16 protein-coding genes are annotated in these 15,433 nt (G+C 44.6%); 4 read left to right on the top strand and 12 right to left on the bottom strand.

Annotated features, from left to right (window positions below):
* Window positions 1–3 precede the first annotated feature (3 nt).
* Window positions 4–153 carry a hypothetical protein gene (locus tag B2M23_RS21335; protein ID WP_167617938.1) on the top strand — a complete coding sequence of 50 codons (150 nt, stop codon included), beginning with the start codon at window positions 4–6 and terminating at the stop codon, window positions 151–153.
* 604 nt (window positions 154–757) lie between these two features.
* On the opposite strand, the gene B2M23_RS21330 is transcribed toward B2M23_RS21335, so the two are convergent.
* From B2M23_RS21330 to B2M23_RS16950, 10 genes are all read right to left on the bottom strand, one after another.
* The gene (locus B2M23_RS21330; RefSeq protein ID WP_167617936.1) at window positions 758–916 is read right to left on the bottom strand and encodes a hypothetical protein; all 159 of its coding nucleotides are present in this window, start codon (window positions 914–916) and stop codon (window positions 758–760) included.
* 178 nt (window positions 917–1,094) lie between these two features.
* Window positions 1,095–1,919 carry an AmmeMemoRadiSam system radical SAM enzyme gene (amrS, locus tag B2M23_RS16990; RefSeq protein ID WP_038352407.1) on the bottom strand — a complete coding sequence of 275 codons (825 nt, stop codon included), beginning with the start codon at window positions 1,917–1,919 and terminating at the stop codon, window positions 1,095–1,097.
* On the bottom strand, window positions 1,916–3,301 hold the full coding sequence (gene amrA, locus B2M23_RS16985) for an AmmeMemoRadiSam system protein A (protein WP_038352406.1): 1,386 nt from the start codon (window positions 3,299–3,301) through the stop codon (window positions 1,916–1,918). Before amrA ends, amrS begins: the two co-directional genes overlap by 4 nt.
* A 162-nt stretch (window positions 3,302–3,463) precedes the next feature.
* Window positions 3,464–4,438 (bottom strand): cyclase family protein, encoded by a 975-nt coding sequence (locus tag B2M23_RS16980; RefSeq protein WP_038352405.1) that lies wholly within the window; start codon window positions 4,436–4,438, stop codon window positions 3,464–3,466.
* 24 nt (window positions 4,439–4,462) lie between these two features.
* Window positions 4,463–5,719 carry a nickel pincer cofactor-dependent isomerase, group 22 gene (locus B2M23_RS16975; RefSeq protein WP_052237251.1) on the bottom strand — a complete coding sequence of 419 codons (1,257 nt, stop codon included), beginning with the start codon at window positions 5,717–5,719 and terminating at the stop codon, window positions 4,463–4,465.
* A gap of 151 nt (window positions 5,720–5,870) precedes the next feature.
* Entirely contained in the window at window positions 5,871–7,658 is a 1,788-nt protein-coding gene (locus tag B2M23_RS16970; protein WP_038352404.1) for a sigma-54-dependent Fis family transcriptional regulator, read from the bottom strand.
* Window positions 7,655–8,866 (bottom strand): four-carbon acid sugar kinase family protein, encoded by a 1,212-nt coding sequence (locus B2M23_RS16965; RefSeq protein WP_038352403.1) that lies wholly within the window; start codon window positions 8,864–8,866, stop codon window positions 7,655–7,657. The genes B2M23_RS16970 and B2M23_RS16965 overlap by 4 nt, the downstream gene beginning before the upstream one ends.
* Window positions 8,863–9,909 (bottom strand): 4-hydroxythreonine-4-phosphate dehydrogenase PdxA, encoded by a 1,047-nt coding sequence (pdxA, locus tag B2M23_RS16960; RefSeq protein WP_038352402.1) that lies wholly within the window; start codon window positions 9,907–9,909, stop codon window positions 8,863–8,865. Before pdxA ends, B2M23_RS16965 begins: the two co-directional genes overlap by 4 nt.
* A gap of 219 nt (window positions 9,910–10,128) precedes the next feature.
* A complete protein-coding gene (locus B2M23_RS16955) occupies window positions 10,129–10,386 on the bottom strand; it encodes an RDAC family protein (RefSeq protein WP_038352401.1) in 258 nt (85 codons plus the stop codon).
* 55 nt (window positions 10,387–10,441) lie between these two features.
* Window positions 10,442–11,143 (bottom strand): TetR/AcrR family transcriptional regulator, encoded by a 702-nt coding sequence (locus B2M23_RS16950; RefSeq protein ID WP_038352400.1) that lies wholly within the window; start codon window positions 11,141–11,143, stop codon window positions 10,442–10,444.
* A 140-nt stretch (window positions 11,144–11,283) separates the two neighbouring features.
* Here B2M23_RS16950 and B2M23_RS16945 point away from each other — a divergent pair, with 140 nt between their 5' ends.
* From B2M23_RS16945 to B2M23_RS16940, 3 genes are read left to right on the top strand one after another with little or no spacing between them, the layout of a single operon-like run.
* On the top strand, window positions 11,284–12,432 hold the full coding sequence (locus tag B2M23_RS16945) for a uroporphyrinogen decarboxylase family protein (RefSeq protein ID WP_038352399.1): 1,149 nt from the start codon (window positions 11,284–11,286) through the stop codon (window positions 12,430–12,432).
* A gap of 11 nt (window positions 12,433–12,443) precedes the next feature.
* Window positions 12,444–12,575 (top strand): hypothetical protein, encoded by a 132-nt coding sequence (locus tag B2M23_RS21700; protein ID WP_278286439.1) that lies wholly within the window; start codon window positions 12,444–12,446, stop codon window positions 12,573–12,575.
* 12 nt (window positions 12,576–12,587) lie between these two features.
* Window positions 12,588–13,505: a DMT family transporter gene (locus B2M23_RS16940; protein ID WP_038352398.1), complete on the top strand. Its 918-nt coding sequence runs from the start codon at window positions 12,588–12,590 to the stop codon at window positions 13,503–13,505.
* Window positions 13,506–13,595: 90 nt separating this feature from the next.
* Here B2M23_RS16940 and B2M23_RS16935 read toward each other — a convergent pair whose 3' ends face one another.
* Both B2M23_RS16935 and B2M23_RS16930 read right to left on the bottom strand, forming a co-directional pair.
* A complete protein-coding gene (locus tag B2M23_RS16935; protein ID WP_146209129.1) occupies window positions 13,596–14,114 on the bottom strand; it encodes an HD-GYP domain-containing protein in 519 nt (172 codons plus the stop codon).
* Between the two features lie 83 nt (window positions 14,115–14,197).
* Complete coding sequence (locus B2M23_RS16930) at window positions 14,198–15,214, bottom strand: tyrosine-type recombinase/integrase (protein ID WP_038352396.1); 1,017 nt, start codon at window positions 15,212–15,214, stop codon at window positions 14,198–14,200.
* Window positions 15,215–15,433: the final 219 nt, after the last annotated feature.

The following is a 15,433-nucleotide window of genomic DNA, read 5'->3' as shown; positions in this document are numbered from 1 at the left end:
ATTATGGAAGATTTTAAATCCGAATATTATACAGACCTTAAGGAAACCATGGAAAAATATGATATTCCGCCGGAAGCAGTCGAGTTTGCGGCTGAACCGATGCAGTCGCTCGAGGAAATGTTTTTCTCTTTTGCAAATTATCTGATTTCATAAACGAAAAGCCAGGATATCTCTCAATGAGAATCCTGGCTCTTATTGATTATTTAAATAAAATTGCTTCTTAATCATCACATTTCGCAAGTGCTTTTGCGGCTAAATCAGCGGCGATAAAACTATAGAACATCATAATAAAATCTCTCCTTTCTCAAAGCACTATTTTTTCTTTGCTTTATTAACTGAATTCTAGTTTACACTCTATTCCGCTTTTGGTCAAGCATCATTTTCATTTATTTACAATTCGTTACAATTTTTTACAAAGATGCGTAAAAAGGCGATTGCTGTTTTTTTCTTGATAATGCGTTTACAGCCGCTTTAACAAAGGCTTTGCAATATTTTTTTATTAATTCGTTAAATTTTAAACGCATTTTTTACAACAATTATAGTTAAGAATTTATTAAGTTTTTGTTTGGATATATTTATACTGGCAAAAAAACACGTCAAGGGTAAATTTATGTCTATAAGAAAAATATTTTTTTAAACTCGCTTATAAATTATTCTTCTTAGAATTTTTAGATTCCATTGTTTCACAATTTTCTATTTCTTCTTAAGCCGCCATCCATAAGGGTTTGTTCTCAACTTCCAGATAACGCAGCAGTTTTCAGTTAAAAACATTATTTCTATTTTGATCTGCTTTTGGATTCTCACCGCAAATATCCACCCCCAGGACAGCCCCTTTATTAAAAAGACAGCTTGCCATTTTTTGAAATTGTTCTAGCTCTCTGTAGAGATCGTCAAAATTAAAAATTGTTATTTTCATTTTTCACCTCACTGCAAAAAGAGGGATGTCCTAAAACATCCCCCTGGATCACTGTTCCTATTCGTCTTATATACACTATGAACTTTTCCTTTGCGGGGATTTTCACTTCATAATATACCTTTAATCTATATTAATATTATATTCAAACATAATATTAATGTCAACTCAGCCTTTATGCTTAGCAATTGCCTGTATAAACATATTCCAGATGATTCCTTGCGATCTCAGCCAGCCGGCAGACTGTTTCGATCTCAGTCGGGCCTCTGTCCAGCATTTGATAGCATGGGAAAAACCGCGACACATGCAGTGGGATTTCAGGATTAATACCGGCCAGCCACTCTGCCAGTGCGTCCATTTCCTCATCACTGTCATTTTCTCCGGGAATGACCAGCGTTGTTACCTCAACATGGCAGTGTTCTACCGCCAGGCGGATATTTGCCTTAACCGTTTTAAAATCGCCGCTCACCGCCTCATAAAAGGATTCATTAAAAGCCTTTAAATCAATATTCATGGCGTCGATCAAAGGGAAAAGCGCTTCAAAATAGTTTGAACAGATATTGCCATTGGTCACCACCACATTTTTCATGCCTCTTTCATGGATCAGCACTGCGCAGTCCCGCACAAACTCATAGCCGATCAACGGTTCGTTGTAGGTATAGGCAATACCGATATTTCCTGCTTCTTTCAGGCTTTCCGCCTTGTCCGCCAGCATCTCCGGCGTGACATGGATCGTTCGGGTGTCGCGTCCACTCATGGAAATCGAGCTGTTCTGGCAAAATGAACAGCGAAGGTTACAGCCATAGCTGCCCACTGAAAGAATTGAGGTTCCTGGAAAAAAACGCTTCAAGGGTTTCTTTTCAATGGGATCCATAGCTGCTGAGGTAAGTCTGCCATAGTTTTCACAGACAATCCGTCCGCTATTGTTGCCCCGGGCCTGGCAAAAGCCTGTCCGGCCTTCCTCAATAACGCAGTGGTGAGGGCATAAATCACAGGTTAGCTTCATGAATGACGCACCACCTCAAACCGTTCCAGTTCACAGGTTTCATCAACTGGTATTCCGGCTTTTTGCTTCACAATGGCGATCTGCTGTTCCACACTGTCTACGCCATCAAGGTTCGGCAGGAGTAATCCCCGCTTGTGCCCTTTTGTAACGATCACCCCATAGCGGCGGGTATCAAGAGCATCGGGCGAATCAATGGCCTCCGGCGGACTTAACACATCCACACTGTAGACAAGCTCTTTCAACTCTGAAGCCTTAACCTGCGGAAACCGTGGATCTGACAGCCCTGCACTGACAGCATTCCTCAAAATTTCTTCTGCCACGCTGGCCGTTACTGGAGAAATTGTTCCGATACAGCCGCGGAGCTTTCCATTTTTTTTGAGGGAAACAAAGACGCCTGCCTGCCTGTTTGTCAGCTCTTCTGGCAGGTCTTTTGGCATCTTGGCCGGCATGCCAGTCTTTATGTAGGCTTCAAGCGCATAACGCGCCAGACGGACATAAGCATCCTCCTGGCTTTTCAGGTCTTTCAGCCGATTTCTTTCCTGTTGTTCATATTGCTTTTCAAAATGGCGGTCTGAATCCTTGCTTACTGGGTAAAAGGCCGCTACCGCATAACCTACCCCAAAGGGGCCTTCATAGGACAAAAGCTCTGGGTCTACTGCCATTCCGTCCAGTGCACCCGCCATAATGGCAAAAGAACCAAGCCCACATTCGGCCGCCCTTTCACAAAAACCCGGCTCATAGGTCAAAAATCTCAAAAAATCTGCATGCCTCATGGCTGTTGTCACATCTGCGTCAAACGCTGGCCCTTCAGGCGCAAAGCCGTAAGGCCCGTCCGCCTTTAATTTATGGGACAAATCGCCGCTGGCAATGATCACAATCCGGCGGTCAAGCTTGTCGGCCGCCTTTGCAATACTCTCGCCAAAGCGGTAGTGGTCAATCATCGGCAAGCCGGACAGGCCTATACGTACCACTTCAAAGGAAAGGTTAAAAGGTTCAAGAAAACGCAGCGGAATCAGCGTGCCGTGGTCAAGCCTTGAATCCTTTTCGCCGAGCGTCCCGGCCGGGATACCATCCTCCTCTGCCTGAATGCCAATGGATTTTGCAAACACTTCGTCATAGGAGGCTTCTACCGTAACACCGCTGACACCAAAGGCACGCAGATCACCCCTGGCTCCGCTCCCCGGCGAAATATGAAAATAATCGGCATACATGATTGAATGGGGAGAGGTCATCACGATGGTTTCCGGCTTTAGCTCTGCAATGTGTTTTGCCACAGCCCTGTAAGCCCGGGCTGTTTTTTCAATCTTCTGTTCCTCGCCGCGCCCCACTTCCGGCAAAATAATGGGTGGATGCGGCACAATAAAAGTACCAACCACAGACATCTTCAACACCTCTTTTTCTTTTTAATATATCACAGCAATAAAAAAATCTCCTTAAGTTTCGACAATTTCTTTAAACCTTAATTTTTTATACAGCAATAAAGAGTACAGCCTTTTCACAGGCTGTACTCTTTGAGGTGAACATTTATAATATTTTAAAAGCTTTTAGACCATCGCAATGGGCCTTACGTACATTCCTGTCGCGCATTTAACCTTTGCGGGCAGGCAGATGAAGCAGAATTCATAGCATTTATCCTTTGCCAGCTGGTCCAGCTGCAGGTATTCGATAATATGAACAGCCTGCTGGATCAGCAGATAGTGGTGCACTGGCTGCGGGTGCTCTGGCACAGAGGATGAACCATCTGCGTTAAAGCCGTCAATACAGGCCATATCATCGCCAACAAGGAAAGCACCATTGCCTTCTACCAGGTATCTGGCGGCGGAAATACCCAGGCCGGCATCACAGCAGGCTTCAGGTCCCGGCCAGTTTTCACCGGTTCTCAGCATTACAGCGTCACCTTTTTTCAGCTCAACGCCTTCCCATTTCGCGCAGCCGTCGCAGTCCTCAGCGGTTATAATATAGTTGGGGTCCAGCCGCTCTACTCCCTTATAGCCTGCAATGTCCAAAAGCACGCCCCGCATCACCATTGGCGGAATCTTAGAAATATCGCATTTAACCGGGCCATAATTGGTGCTGTAACGGTCGGCGGAGTAGCCATTATACCAATGGTTATCCTCGCCGGTTGTCCAGTGGCACAGTGCGTCAATATGGGTGCCCGCATGGAGCGGCGCAATGAGCATTTCCGTATTGAGCCCCATTTTATAGCCGTCCTTGCTGCTGTCCAGCATTCCCCCGTCTTCAGACCAGTTGAACTCAGGACTCAGCCCGCTGCCCTTCATGTTTTTACGGCCAGACGGCGACGCGTAGGCTAATATATCGAAACCGCAGTGCCCTGCCCAGACAGGCATGCCCTTAAAACGTTCGGTCTCCAAATCATATATTTTCCCCTTTTTAATGTACTGGACTGCCTTCAGGACAAGTTCTGGTGTCAGATCATTCATGACGCCGACTTCGTCTTCTTCACCCCATTCACCCCAACGGTTGCTTTCCATCCAGCTGTTATCATAGTAATCTTTCATTTTACTTCTCTCCTCTATCTCTGTTTAAAATAATTTTTTCATATATCCCTGTTGATCCCAGTTGATCTGCACTTTTCCCATGATTTCAACCCTGCCCTCAAGCTCTGGCAGCAGTGTTTCTGAAACGATAAGCTCCTGCAGCTCCAATGTGTTTTTAGCCAGAATCATTCTTGCATTTTGAGCTGTGACATACCGGTTACAGCAATTCAGCGCGGTTTCAATCGCCTCCCGGTCGCTCTGTGCGACAACCGGCATAAATCCACGTTCCAGAAACCCTGAGGTCATTGTGTTGACATAGGTAGGCTCAAGATCAATCTTTTCATACATTCTGCGGGTAATCAAATCCGCGATTCCCACACCGATGGCATTGTGGTGGCTTTCTTCGGTCAGATCAAGGCAGACTATGCGGTAAATATCCGGAAGCTGGTCCGACATATTCCGAATAAGGTAACGGCCGACAATGTTGGGATCAATCCCTGTTCCGCTGATGTTTTTGCCCATTTCCTGTAAAACCAGAACATCCAGCTTATCACAGGGAAGCGCGGGAAGAAGCGTCTTGGCCTCCTTCAGCAGCTCACGCTCACGCGCTTCAATACACTCCACAGGAAGCACCTCAATTTTAGCTGTCCGATCCTGCTGGTTTTCTAAAATGGCTACCCCCATCAAAATCGGCATTTTATCCATGATAATCCGGGCCGATTCTGGCATGAGAACACTCAGGCCATAGACGCCCCGGCGGTGGATGGTGGATGCGCCACGCTGTTTTCCAAGCCCAATGACCATCTGCTTCATGATGCCGCTCTCGATTTCACCATGAAAATCTGTGTGCGGCTTAATCCGGTTGACCATAATGATACCATCCATTGAGCAGGCATTTTGATCAAAATGTACTGGTACCCCCTCTTTTGTATAACCGATCGTATTCGTTTCCATCGAGGAAAGAATTGGCGCGCCCATGTTCTCTTCGGTAATGCCATAGCCTTTCAGAACTTCCAGCTGCCCCTCTGCCGTGGCGCCGCCATGGCTTCCCATTGCAGGAATGATAAAAGGCTCTGCCTTACTTTCCCTTACAAAATCTACTACTGCCTTTACAATCCGGCTATAGTGATAAATTCCGCGGCTCCCTGCCGCGATACCAATCCGGCTGCCTGGCTTGATCCGCTCTTTATAGCGGCTCATCTGGCGCACAACCGTATCTTCTGGCTCCTCTAAAAAAACAGTTCTCCACTTTTGCCGTATGCGGTACAATTCTGGTATTAATGACGGTCCAAATTCAATCAACGCATCCCCTCCTTTACCTGTACGTTGTTTTCAGGAGAGGTTGTTTCATTTCAGAACACATTTGGTTCTCTACGCTCCCTCCCTTAGGTCACACGTATTCTATCACCATGATTTAGGGACTTCAAGAAAGTAAAGAGCCGAAAGTGTTTTATTATAAATCATTTTTCAGCTTTCGCCAGAGTGTGCTTCTGCTAATCCCGAGCCTTTTTGCCACCTTGGACTGGTTATGGTTTTCCCGCTTCAGTAAAATCGTAATAATATCCCGCTCAATGTCTTCCAGAGGCTGGTCGAGATTTAACCCTGTATTTTTTTTTTCTTTTTCCGCCGGATATCGGTTTTGGTTTTTTAAAAGATACCCAAGCCTGTCCTTAGATATATAGAGGGTATTGGACTCTAAAACCAGCTCCTTGACCAGATTCCGAAGCTCCTTAATATTAAAATGCCACGGAAGTGTTTCTAAGAGACTGTAGGCTTCCTCCTGAAACCCAACAATTTCTTTGCCGTATTCGCTGTTAAACTGTGTTATAAAAAGACTGCTGAGATTGCGGATATCTTCTTTGCGGTTCCGCAGTGGCGGCAAGAAGATCTGAATACCGCTGAAAAAAGTATACATTTCAGAGTGAAGAATCCCCTTTTGGATCATTTCCTCAAGGGATATTTCCGAGGACGCCAGGAGCTTCAGCCTCTTAATCGAGGCAGCCTGATGCAAAAAAGACAACAAAAGAAGCTGTGTGGACAGATCCAGATGATCAATGTCATTAAAAAAAATAATTTTGGATTTTTTATTATCAATGAGTGAAAACAGCGTGTCAAAGACTTCGTCACTCTCACTGCAGTTCAGTGCCATGCAGTTCACCTGGATGAATTCTTTGTTTTTTTGCTGTTTTTCACGGTGAATGGACAGGGCAAAATCCTCCCGGCCGGTGCCCTGCTCACCATAAATTAGAATCGGCTTATAGTTCTCGCAATTTGCCTGTGCTGTCTGTATGGCCCTCTTCATCATCGCGTTACTGCTCTCAAACCGGGAGAGAATCATCGTATTCCTGCCAAAATCATTATCCAGCTTGATAATATTTTTTTCCTTTAGCCGCTGGCTCAGGTATCGTTTTCCATATAAAAGATAGCGCTTCTCTTTCCCCTCGATCAAAGATCCCTCGACATGCCACAGCTCATCGCCCATCGTCAGATTAAAAACAACATGCCCTTTCAGATCAATCTGATCCTTGTAGCGCTGGATGTCAGAATGGGCTTTAATTCCGTCAAACATCTCCGCTTTGTCATTGGTGAAAAAGATATTCCCGCCCTCATCAAACACATCAATGCGAACTGCCTCATTGGCGATAAGCTTTTTATAAAAATTGCGCTCTTCACGGAGATAGGAAAGCTGTCCATACATTTTCTTTGCCTGCTCCAGCGCCTTGGAAACACTTTCTCGGCCAGAGGTGATCATAGCATGGTTCAGCCCGATGCTGTCCGCTGCCTTTGCTGTGATCACATCGCCGGCGACAAAATTATAGCCCTGGCTCTGCAAACTGGAAAGCATGGGAAAAAGCTCATTTTCGCTGTTGATCTCAAAACAGTCAATTTCATACTGGAGCAAATCGCACAGCACATAAATACTTTTGATAATGGCCGAAAAACCCACCACAGCTGTTTTTCCCGTATAGGTCTGAAGCAGGCGGATCAGGCGCACCATATCATAACCGGAAATATCAATATAAACAACCGGGATATGGGTCGCCTCCTCAATCAGACCAGCGGTGCGCCCCCGGGAGATCACAAAATCATAAGCGTCATCCTGATAATGCTCCTTAAATATTTTCAGGCCTTCATACATATCGCCGACAAAAAGGTCGGCCGAAATATTCGGCTCCTGCTCAAGGACTTCTGCCACTGTTTTCATCAGGCCTTTGTAAGGCAATATTCCAAGAATTTTCATAAAACGGCTCCTGTATAGGCTAACATTCTCTCAACCACATCTTCTCTTCCCAATCCACCGGCCTTTGAAATGACGCGGTAGCCTCCTGTCTCGGATAATACCACTCCCGGCTCAATTTCCTCGACTGGCCTCAGCTCGCTGAGCTTTAAATGGTTAAGCACTGCCAGAAGTGTATCCCCGCCAAAAACAGCAAGATCCTTATAGCCAAATGTTTCGGCCGCGAGCTTTGTAATGTAGCCCAGCCGGTCTGCAATCAGCGCTCTCTCTGAGCTGTGTCCAGGCCGGAAAGGACTCTCACTTTCAACATCAGAGCTCGCCAGGATCATTGTATGCCCAGCCTGGCTTTCCATATCTCTAAACAGCCGGTTCAACCCCTGATACCCATTTTCACTCAGATCAAGATAATCCGAAAGCTTGAAAAGGGGAATGCCCAGGGCCTTCGCTTGTTCAAGCTGGCGTGCCGAAACCGGACAGATGCTGCCACACATTAACAGTAAAGGCCGCGGCATCTTCAAAGCTTTTGTCGCCTGTGTCTTCATCTCCAAAAGCGACGGCAGAAAGGCTGCGAAGCCCGCGCAGCCGGAAAAAACACTGAGATGGCTGAAGACTTTTAACTGCCCGGCAATCTTTTCCATCTCTCTCTGGCTCCCGGCATCAAAAACATAGATCCCCTCTGCTTCCAGATCAAGGCGCGCAAGCCCAGTGACTGGAATTTCATAAACTGGAATCGCGCACTGGCTGTGAATGATCTCTGAAACACGACTGGAAATGACTGGATTAAAAGGATCCTGCGCAAAGGTTGTCTCTGAAAGCGGCGTCTTATCAATATACTGCAGGCCGCCCCATGTGTACCTTTTGTTTTCCGGATAGGCCGGCACCAGCATTACCTGTTCTGCTTTCATTCCCTTCATGCAGCCGTACAGCTCTGCCCCGATGTTTCCCCTGAGGGTTGAGTCTATTTTTTTATAAAGAAAAGGAACGCCCGCTTTCTTAATACTGTCTGAGATCTCATAAAGCCTTTGGCCAGCCTTTTCTTTTGTTAGATGTCTCGACTCTGTGTTGATGACCAGCACCTCGCAGTCACTGCCTGCGCACATGCAGGCATCAACCTGCTGCGTTACAATGGTATTGATCCCCAGCTTTCCAAACTGTATGCCTGTATCGAGCGCTCCGGTAAAATCGTCCGCCAGCACGACAAGCCTGATCATCGCCGTTTCTCCCTGCCGCGCGCCATAGCTGCCGCCATGTGCAGCGCGTCAATCATGGATTCCTCATTGGCTTTTCCTGTCCCTGCCACCTCAAAGGCGGTTCCATGGTCTACGGAGGTTCTTATGATTGGCAGGCCTACCGTACAGTTCACACCGCTCATACTTGTAAAAGCGCCAGTTTCAGCGTCCATCTTAAACCCGCAGAGCTTAAGCGGAATATGCCCCTGGTCATGATACATGGCCACCACCATATCATAGGCGCCGCCGAGCGCTTTTACAAAAACCGTGTCCGGCGAAACTGGGCCAATGACCCTTATGCCTGCCTTTTTAGCGGCCTCTATGGCTGGAATAATCTCAAGGGCTTCCTCATCACCAAAAAGGCCGCCTTCTGAACAGTGCGGGTTAAAGCCTGCCACGCCTATTCTGGGAGAATCAATCCCCAGGAGCCGCAGCGTTTCATTCGCCAGACAGATCGTGTCATAAATCCGGTCTTTTTTAACCATATCGCACACCTTGCGGATTGACGCATGAGTAGTCACGTGGATCACCCGAAGCTTATCACTCGTCAAGACCATACGATATGTTTTTGCGCCAGTATAATGCGCGAAAATTTCAGTATGCCCCGAAAAATGATGCCCGGCAAGGTTCAGCGCTTCCTTGTTAATCGGGCCAGTCACAACACCGTCGAGAATGCCCTCCATTGCAAGTGTAATACCCTTTTTTATAAATTGGAATCCCGCGTCGCCGCAGCCCGCGTCAACCTTACCGTACTGCCAGCCATTCTCCTTGAAAATTTCCATATCAATATATGGCAGCGCGTCTTTCTCAAGATGAGCCAGGGTTTCCTTTAGGCTGTCCTCCTTGACGGCGACCAGTTTCTTTTCAATTTTCGTGATTTTCAGAGCATTTTCCAGTACTTTTTTATCCCCGACAGCCACCGGGCTGCACACTCTCAAAATCTTCTGACAGGCCATCGCTTTCAGTGTGATCTCTGGGCCAATGCCTGCCGGATCACCAATCGTAATCCCTAAAATAGGCTTCATATTCTTCTTCCCCCTTTTTAAAACTGTTTGAATATCAAACACCTTCAGGTATATCCTTTTCTGGTTTTTATACTATCGGATTCCATATTCTTTTTCAATCCGCCACATGTTTCATAACGAAACATCTCTCAAACGTAAAGCCCGCCGAGAAAATAAAAAAGCACAAATGCTCTGAGCTCTCATACTCAGGCATTTGTGCTTTTTATTATTTATAAAATTCTAGAATACCAGGGACCGGTCCTTGAACCAGAAGGATTTTTTATCCCAGGTGTACTCCAGTTCTGTCCCCATTTTCTCAAAAAAAGTATTGATCACTTCATACAGGGCTTCATTCGCCTTGGGATCACCAGCATTGTTCAGGCTTTCGATCCACATGCTCTGGGAACCGCAGGCATCGCTCAGATGAATTTTATAATCCAGATGTTTTTCCTGTAAAAGCTGATTTAACGCGCCAATTTCTCTAAAAGTAACAATCATATAATAACCTTCTTTCCTGATTTGTATATTTTAAATTTTTATTATATTTTTTATCCTATGAATTAAGACCTGCCAGTTGAACGCTGAAGCGGTCGCCAATTTCAAAATTCAGCGTTTCTACGACCTTTCTGGATTTTCGCAGATTATCCTGAATCCGCTTTTTATCAAGTACCAGGAATCGGTAATACTCTGTCAGAAAAATATCAATCGCGTCGCCATAGGCAATATCAATCTTTTTCCCAAGAATATCTCTGAAAAACTGAATCTCCATTCCTGATGTCAGAGAGGCGATGGCGTCAAAGTAGGTCTTATCCTTAATCATCGCGCTGGTCTCAAACTTCAGACCGTTCTCGAATCGCTTCTGTATGAAATAATCTTTTAAATCAATGGTCATCTGCGCAAAACTTTCGAGAATCGAAATATCTTTATAAAAGCGCTTTATCTCCTCATTGGCGTTTATACACTCGAAATAAGCGCGGTACTCAATCATATCTACGAGCAGATAATCATTTTTAGCCGTATATTCCTTCAAAGGCTCCTCAAGCACCAGGGCAATATCATTGACAAAATCCTTGAAAATACTGATTGCCACAGATTCCTTGCCCTCAAAATAATAAGTAAACAAGCCTAATTTTGATTCTGCGTCTGTAATAATATCTTTAATGGTCGTCGCGCCATAGCCCTTTAAGTAAAAAAGCTTTTTCGCACTATTATACAGCGAAGTCTTTGTCTCAGTTCCATTTTTATAGTTTGCCATAATTCACCTCATGTTTATTATAGCATGACTTTTTGTAAAAAAAAGATAAATTTAAAAAAGACTTGACAAATTTGTACACATACTATATATTGTAATCATACAATATTGTATATATACAAATCGTGAAGGGAAAATTTGAGATGGAAGAAAAAATTGAGCGGATAAAAAGTACAATGGCTGGAAAACCCACCGACAGGGTGCCCGTGATACTGGATTTTGAAATCAGCTATGCCTGTGAGTACGCGGGCATTGATTTTCTGGAAGCAACCTGGAATTATGACAAAATCATTGAAGCCTATGACAAAATTTTAGACACTTTTGAAATGGATGCCAATCTGGGCATGGGGTGGCTTCCTCCCCAGCGCAGCGAAATTTTAGGGAGTAAAACGTGGATTCAAAACAGGAAAAACGGAACCATGCAGCATCCTGAGGTCATGAGTCTGAGTGAGGATGATTATCCTGCACTGATTAAAGATCCTCTGCGCTGCATTGTTGAGAGAGTACTCCCCGGCATGTACAGCGCCCTTGGCAAGGACAGCCTCAAGGACATTACAGCCATTTCCAAAGCTTTACTGTTTGAAAAAAGGCAGGTCGCAGATTTTTATAATAAGCTCTATGACCTTACTTACGCTAAAGGCGTTCCCATTTACTATGGCACCATGTTTTATGCCCCCTTTGATCTGCTGGGCGACCATTTGCGCGGCATTACTCAGATTTCTATGGATCTTCGGCGGAAAAAAAGCGAGTTGGAAGCCGCCTGTGAGGCTCTTGCGCCGGTTATGACCGACTATGTGGAAAATACTCTGCCCGTTGACGCCGATGGTATTTCCTGCGCCTGCTCCTGGGTACACCTGCCGCCAATGATCAGCCCCAGGCATTTCGAGAAATTTTTCTGGCCTACCTTTAAAAAGTTTTGTGACGCGCTGGCTGCAAAGGGGCATACCCTGTATTTACAGTTCCAGGGCGATTACACAGACGGACGCTATTTTGATTATTATTCCGAGCTTCCTGAAGGAAAAGTTATTTTGGCTGTGGAGCACCAGGATTTTAAGAAAACAATTGACATTCTCGGCTCAAAAAACATGGTCTGCTGCTCTTATCCTCTGGATTATCTGACGAATTATTCTACAAAAGAATGTCTGGAAAAAGCCCGTGAGCTTATGGATATTGGCATGAAAAGCAAACGGTTTTACTTTGGTTTTAACAAACCTGCCTTCAGCTTTAAGGACGCGCCGCCTGAAAAAATGAAAGCAGTGATCGATTTTGTCAATGCGTATGGAAAATATTAAGGAGATTAGCGATGCTGGAAGAAAAAGAGAAAATTGAAGTTCTGGTCAGTGAATATAATGAAATGTATCAAACACTGATCCGGGATTGTATGACCGAAACGGAAAAGGAATTTGAAACCTTTATTTTAAGCTTAATTATGTAGGGAGTCTATAAAATGAACGAAGTAAATAAAAGTAATTTTACAAAAGGAATTATCTATGGCGGGATTGCCGGTGTTTTGTGGGGAACCCTTGGCGTTTTTATCGCATTACTCCAAAATCTGGGGCTAAACGATGTGGCTGTCTCCTCTATGGGGCCAATGATTGTTATCTTGTTCTATGGGATAAAAACCCTGATCAAAAACCCAAAAGCCTTTAACATTGGGTGGAAACGCGTACTGATCGTCCTGGTGGGCGGCGGAATTGCCAACGCAGTGTTCTACTACTCCTACGCACGAGCTCTCAATTATCTGAGCACCGGTGTTTTTTCCATCCTTGAGTTTTCCCATGTTTTTATCCTGATGCTTCTGTCCTCCTTTATTTTTAAATACAAAATAACCAAAGGCAAGATTGCCTCGCTGGGACTGGCTATCATCGGTCTGGCACTGGTTCTGAATGTCTTTTCACCCGATGCCTTTATTGCACCCTCCGGTATTATGTGGATGGCGCTTAACTGGGTAGCCAACTGCGCTATTGCCCTGATCATCAAATGGGCTTTAAATAACGAGATTGACAATGATGTGGTCATCACCTATTATAACCTTGGAGCGGCTTTGATCTACTGGGTCGTCTGCCCTCCCTGGGCTGTTATTGGGCAGATCGCTTCCGCCCAGAATGTCCTGCTTCTTATTCTGATCATCGCTGCCTATGGGCTGCTGACACAGATTCTTTCATCTTATGTCTGGGTAAAATCCTTTTCGCTGGTCGATCCTGCCATCACCAACATGATGAATGCTTTCTCACCGATCACGGCCTCAATCCTCGGTTATTTTATCTTTGGACAGGTCATCTCATTGCCGCAAATCATTGGTATTGCCGTTGTCATTCTCGCGGTTGTTATCCTGAACAAGACTGGAGCGGCTGAAGAGCTTTAATCCTATTCGACATACACAGCGCTGATATAAAAAAGACATTTTCCACACAGTATAACTGGGAAAATGTCTTTTTCTATACTTTTTATGATATTAGAGCCGGATTGCTTCACCAAGGGCTTGAACAACCGCCGGATCATACAGGCTGCCGCTTTCCTTACAGATGTTTTCGTACGCTTCATCTGGCTGCCTGCCCGACTCCCGCAAATGGTCAAAAGCATTGGCAACTGCACAGACTCTGGCAATGACAGGTATATCCTGTCCGCTTACCATTTTGGGATTATCCCTGCCGTCATAACGATAATGATGGAAACGGCAGAGATCTGAAGCGACACTGCAGAAAATCTGTTCTGCAAAACAGGTCGTTTTTGTTTCATAAAGATTTCTGAAAAACTGCGCGCCCATTGTACAATGGCCAGGAGTCTCTCCTGTTTCCGCTTTTCCAATGTCGTGATAATCTATCGGAGACATTTCTTCCAACTGCCAGATTGAAAGCAGTTCTTCACGCCCCAATTCTTTTATTATTTTCCTTATCCAGCTGCCTGTACGCAGGCAATGCTGCCGAACGCTTTCTGAACAGCGCTCAAACTGAGTCTTAATCAATGCTTGCATGCTCTCTACCTTTATTGTGATTCCTTAGAATACAGGGTATATTTTTAAATGAAAGTTCGTAGAATACCATATTTCACGACAATTTACGCCGCTTTTCCATATATTGTTGAGTTTAGTTTGTCCAAAAGCACCATCTCTTGTTTTTTATGGAGATCTGTAATATGCAGATAGATGTTCATGGTGACAGCTGTTTCCGAATGGCCCAGGATTTCACTGATGATCTGTATGTCCATTCCGCTTTCCTTCGCCCTGGTCGCAAAGGTGTGCCGTAGATCATGAAAACGGTAATTATCTATTTTCAAGGCAGAAATAATCTTTTTAAAATAGCGCTGTATCGTTCTTACATCATAGGCTGAGCCACCTTTTTTTGCAATTACAAAAGCTTCCGGTTTTACACCCTTTTTTTCATATCCTTTGAGTGATTTCATTAAAATGGATGTAATGGGAATTGATCGAAAGGCTTTTGGGGATTTAGGCGTGCCAATCTGGTTAATGGTTTTGCGCTGGCCGGCTTCATGATTTTTTACACGCTGAACATTTCTGCGAACTTGAATAAACCCACTTTTCAGATCAATGTCCTTCCATTGCAGCGCCGCAATCTCACTGATGCGCATCCCCGCGAAGAGACCGAGCTGTACGGCAAGGCTCAGGCTATGCTCATGTGATAAAAGCCAGTGTGTCAGGGCTTTTTGATCCTCAATTGTTAAAATTTTTCCTGTTGTGGTCTGCCATTTTTTCTGAATGACAATGTGCCCACAGGGATTTTTATTAATCAATCCCGTTTCCACTGCCTTTTCCATAATTGATGATAACCTGCCGATAATGCCCTGAATCGTGGATGTCTTAAGGGCTCTTTTCTCCAGTTTTTTTACAAAATCCTGTACTACTTCACCGGTCACAGTATCCAGCCTCAGACCACCGAGTTCAGGTAACAAATAGCGTTCAATAATACGCTGATAATTGGTGAGTGTAGACTCCTTAATCTTTCCTTCATTGCTACGTTCTCTTATCCATTCGCGGCTGAACGCTTCCAGCGTTACTGATCTTTTTGAGAAAAAACGACGAATTGATTCTGACCACATTGAAAATGTCTTTTTCATAATCATGCCTCCCTACTAAAAATTAATTAGAATTTTGCTAGTAATAGCAATTTATAAATGATATAATAGAATCCATAAAAAGTAAAAAAATGACGTAGAATATGGTATTCTACGATCTTTATTTTTACCGCTTACATACACTTCATATGGATTGTTTTATACTAAAAGATAACTCTGTATTGATTTTTATCTTTATACTTTTAATCTGTTTTCTTCTAT

Origin of the sequence: Eubacterium limosum, assembly GCF_000807675.2 — a bacterium.
Lineage (GTDB): Bacteria > Bacillota > Clostridia > Eubacteriales > Eubacteriaceae > Eubacterium > Eubacterium limosum.
Note: the sequence above shows the minus strand (reverse complement) of the source record. Positions and strands in the feature narration are given on the sequence as shown.